The organism is Alcanivorax sp. (assembly GCF_051117345.1).
Classification (GTDB): domain Bacteria; phylum Pseudomonadota; class Gammaproteobacteria; order Pseudomonadales; family Alcanivoracaceae; genus Alcanivorax.
The window spans coordinates 1-4,186 of record NZ_JBNPEC010000046.1 but is presented as its reverse complement, the minus strand read 5'-3'; the positions used below and the strand labels follow the sequence as shown (position 1 = coordinate 4,186).

The 4,186-nt window shown below is 60.8% G+C and carries 3 protein-coding genes; 1 reads left to right on the top strand and 2 read right to left on the bottom strand.

From position 1 onward, the window contains the following. The coding region (locus tag ACFE0K_RS03155) for a 3-deoxy-7-phosphoheptulonate synthase (protein ID WP_434534681.1) at nt 1-531 on the top strand (531 nt) is incomplete at its 5' end. Nucleotides 532-838: 307 nt separating this feature from the next. Here the strand turns inward: ACFE0K_RS03155 and ACFE0K_RS03150 are convergent. Both ACFE0K_RS03150 and ACFE0K_RS03145 read right to left on the bottom strand, forming a co-directional pair. Then, complete coding sequence (locus tag ACFE0K_RS03150) at nt 839-3,415, bottom strand: hypothetical protein (RefSeq protein ID WP_434534680.1); 2,577 nt, start codon at nt 3,413-3,415, stop codon at nt 839-841. Between the two features lie 177 nt (nt 3,416-3,592). Further along, nucleotides 3,593-4,186 (bottom strand): alpha/beta hydrolase fold domain-containing protein (locus ACFE0K_RS03145; RefSeq protein ID WP_434534679.1); only part of this gene is annotated, 594 nt, incomplete at its 5' end.

The following is a 4,186-nucleotide window of genomic DNA, read 5'->3' as shown; positions in this document are numbered from 1 at the left end:
AGCCCGGTGGGCTTCAAGAACGGTACCGACGGCAGCCTGGATGTGGCGGTGAACGCCATGCTCAGCGTGAAGCACCCGCACCGTTTCCTGGGCATCGACCCGGAAGGCCGCGTGGCGCTGACCACCACCAAGGGCAACCAGTACGGCCACGTGGTACTGCGTGGCGGCGGCGGCAAGCCGAACTACGATTCCGTTTCTGTGGCGCTGGCCGAGCAAGCGCTGGAGAAAGCCGGTGTCTCCACCAACATCATGGTGGACTGCTCCCACTCCAACTCCAACAAGGACCCGAGCCTGCAACCGCTGGTGATGGAGAACATTTCCAACCAGATTCTGGAAGGCAACCAATCCATTGTTGGCTTGATGGTGGAATCGCATCTGAAGTTCGGTAATCAGAAGCTCCCGGCGAATCTGGAAGACCTGGAATACGGCGTGTCGATTACCGATGGCTGCATCGCCTGGGACACCACCGAGAAAGCCATTCGTGACATGGCCGACAAACTGCGTGATGTACTGCCCAAGCGCAACGACTGATCGCTCGCTGATACGAAGAAGCCGCCTTAATGGCGGCTTTTTTGTGTCTGGGATTTCTCTCAACGGTAGGAGCCAACCTGCTGGCGATCTGCTGGTGTCGCGTATCAATCGCCAGCAGGCTAGCTCCTACAGTGTTTTTTCCATAAAACGGTTCATTGCAGATCAGCGACTGACAAAAGTTCCCTGACCATCTCCACCGACCGCGTAGGCTCAGTACACCCTACGCTTGAAAATCCGTCAGTATTTTTGAACATAAAAAAAGCCCGGCGCGAAGGCCGGGCTTTTTATTTCTGGTTGGCCTGCGCTATTACAGCAGCCCGCCCAGCAAGGTGTCGAACAGATCGGTCAGCGGGTTGTCTTCCGCATCCACACCGCTCGCTTCTTCCAGCAGACAGCCCAGACCCAGGGTCAGGGAGACGTCGCCTTCATCGTTGGTACCGTTCAACAGGGAGCATTCATCAGACAAAGGAATGTCCAGAAACTCGATGTTGTCCAGGGACTCAATGAAACAGGCCGTCGGATCCACGCTGCCAGTGGCAGAGGTTTCCGGGCAAACCTGCTCGGTGAGCGGGTTCGGCTCGCTCAGCGGGCCCAACAGCTCTTCCAGCGCGGCAAGGCCGGCACCGGCTTCGGTCAGACAGTCAGTGGGCGTGGTCGGACCAATCGCACCAGCAGCGGTTTCCGGGCAGAACTGCTCCAGCACCGGGGCCAGCGGGTTGTCGCCACCGCCGCCACCAGGCAGACCACCACCGGCCGCTTCCATGAAGCAGGCAGCAGGATCAATCGGCGCGTTGGCAGCGGCTTCCGGGCACAGCGCCTCGGTCAGCGGGTTGGAGCCCAACAGCAGCTCTTCCACGTTGCCGAAATTGCTACCCGCTTCAGTCAGACAATCGAACGGCGTGGTCGGACCCAGATCCGCATCGGCGGTATTGGGGCAGAACTGCTCCAGCGCAGGCGCCAGCGGGTTGCCATCGGCACCCGGCAGGCCACCACCGCCCGGGGCAAAGCCACCGGCGGCTTCAGTGAAACAGGCAGCAGGATCGATCGGGCTGTTAGCGGCCGCTTCCGGGCACAGTTGCTCGGTCAACGGGTTGGAGCCCAGCAGCAGGTCCTGCACGTCGCCGAAGTTACCACCGGCTTCGGTCAGACAGTCGATGGGAGTGGTCGGACCCAGATCCGCTTCAGAGGTATTGGGGCAGAACTGCGCCAGTACCGGCTCCAGCGGGTTGCCGTCTGCACCTGGCAGACCGCCGCCACCCGGGGCAAAACCACCGGCGGCTTCTTCAAAGCAGGCAGCAGGATCGATCGGGCTGTTAGCGGCCGCTTCCGGGCACAGTTGCTCGGTCAGCGGGTTGGAACCCAGCAGCAGGTCCTGCACGTCGCCGAAGTTACCACCGGCTTCGGTCAGACAGTCGATGGGAGTCGTCGGACCCAGATCCGCTTCAGAGGTATTGGGGCAGAACTGCGCCAGTACCGGCTCCAGCGGGTTGCCGTCTGCACCTGGCAGACCGCCGCCACCCGGGGCAAAACCACCGGCGGCTTCTTCGAAGCAAGCGGCAGGATCGATCGGGCTGTTAGCGGCCGCTTCCGGGCACAGTTGCTCGGTCAGCGGGTTGGAGCCCAGCAGCAGGTCCTGCACGTCGCCGAAGTTACCACCGGCTTCGGTCAGACAGTCGATGGGAGTAGTCGGACCCAGGTCAGCCTCGGAGGTTTCCGGGCAGAACTGCGCCAGTACCGGCTCCAGCGGGTTGCCGTCTGCACCTGGCAGACCACCGCCACCCGGGGCAAAGCCACCGGCTGCTTCAGTGAAACAGGCTGCGGGATCAATCGGGCTGTTGGCCGCGGCTTCCGGGCACAGTTGCTCGGTCAGCGGGTTGGAGCCCAGCAGCAGGTCCTGCACATCCTGGAAATTGCCGCCGGCTTCCGCCAGGCAGTCAATCGGTGTGGATGGGCCAAGGTCCGCCATGGCGGTTTCCGGGCAGAACTGCTCAAGGGCAGGTGCGAACGGATTGCTGCCACCGTCGCCGCCACCGCCATCACCACCACCTGGAATGCCACCACCCATCAGGGCTTCAGCAAAACACTGGGGCGGATCAATGCGGCCATCTTCAGAGTCCTGCGGGCAAACCTGTTCGGTGAAGCTGTTGCTTTCCGTGAGCAGGTTATAGACGTCCATATAGGCACGGCTGGCTTCGTTAAGGCAGTTGATGGGCGTTTCCGGGCCCAGTTCCTGTTCGCCGGTTTCCGGGCAAAGCTGAGCAAGCAGCTGGTCAGAACCGGGCAGACCGCCATCTCCACCTGGCAAGTCGCCACCGCCCCCAACGGCTTCCGTAAAGCAGGCAGCGGGATCAATCGGGCTATTCGCCGCCGCTTCCGGACACAGTTGTTCGGTCAGCGGGTTGGAGCCACCGATCATGTCGCCGATGTTCTGGAAGTTCGCTGCGGCTTCCTGCAGACAGGCTGCCGGGAAGGTGGCAGAACCATCAAAGGAACTGTCGGTATCGTAGATGAAATCCTGATCCAGCATTTCGCCATTGAACGTCAGCGTGGCATCGAATACCTGCGCCGCTTCCGGGCAGAACTGCTGCACCACCGGATTCAAAGACAGCTCGTAGCCGGTATCTTCTTCGGCAGCGTCTTCGCTTTCATCCAGACAGGTTGCTGGATCAATGGAGCCGCCCTCCCCTGCATCGCCGGACGCACCGGGACACAAGGCATCGGTAAGCTCGTTCTGATCGTCGATAATTTCTGCGATTTCCGGAGGCAGGGCGCGGGCCGCCGGGCTGGAATCGGCAGGTGCTGAACTGCTGCCTCCACCGCCACAGGCCGTCAGCAATGCCGCCAGGGCGCTGCTGCCTACCAGAAGTTTGAGTTGATTAGCCAAGATGAACCCCTCCATCGTACTTTGTCGTTATGGTCTCCGAACGGAGACTGGCATCAGCGACTATGGAAGGGATGTGCAATCTGCTGTAGAGCAAGGAAGTTGGCCAACTGTAATCAAGCGTAGCCAGCGTTACGGAACCGTGTCTGAACTCTGCTCAGGGCTACTTTTGATAACAATTTACCCTTTGCCTGCGGAATCCAGCCTGCCAACCACGGTTGCCCGTGCGCGGACATGACTGTCTCGATCGCGATCACTGAGATGACCATGCACAAAGGCCCCGATTTCCTGCAGGGCCAGGCCGGCCTCGGGTAGCCAGGCCGCCAGAGCATGAAACACGTGGGGCATACGTTCCCAGACCTGTAATTGGCAATCCACACCCGCTTTTTCTGCCTGCCCGGCAATACGCATCGCATCACTGTAGAGCAGCTCGGTACTACCCACCTGAACCAGCAACGGCGGCAAGCCGGTGAAGTCAGCAAATACCGGTGAAATCATCGGTGAGGCGGGATCGTAACCCTGACTGTATGACGCGGAGGCAAAATTTAGCGCCCCCAGGGGAATCAGGGGCTCGTTGTCTGCATTGTCACGGATACTGTCACCGGAGCAGGTCAGATCACCCCAGGGGCTGATCAGCACCGCCGATGAGGGCAACGGCAGTTTAAGTTCCCGAAATCGCAACCTGGTACCCACCGCCAGGTTGCCGCCCGCGGAATCCCCGGCAAAGACGATGTGCTCACTGCTGTAGCCGGTGTCCAGCAATGCCTTGTAGGC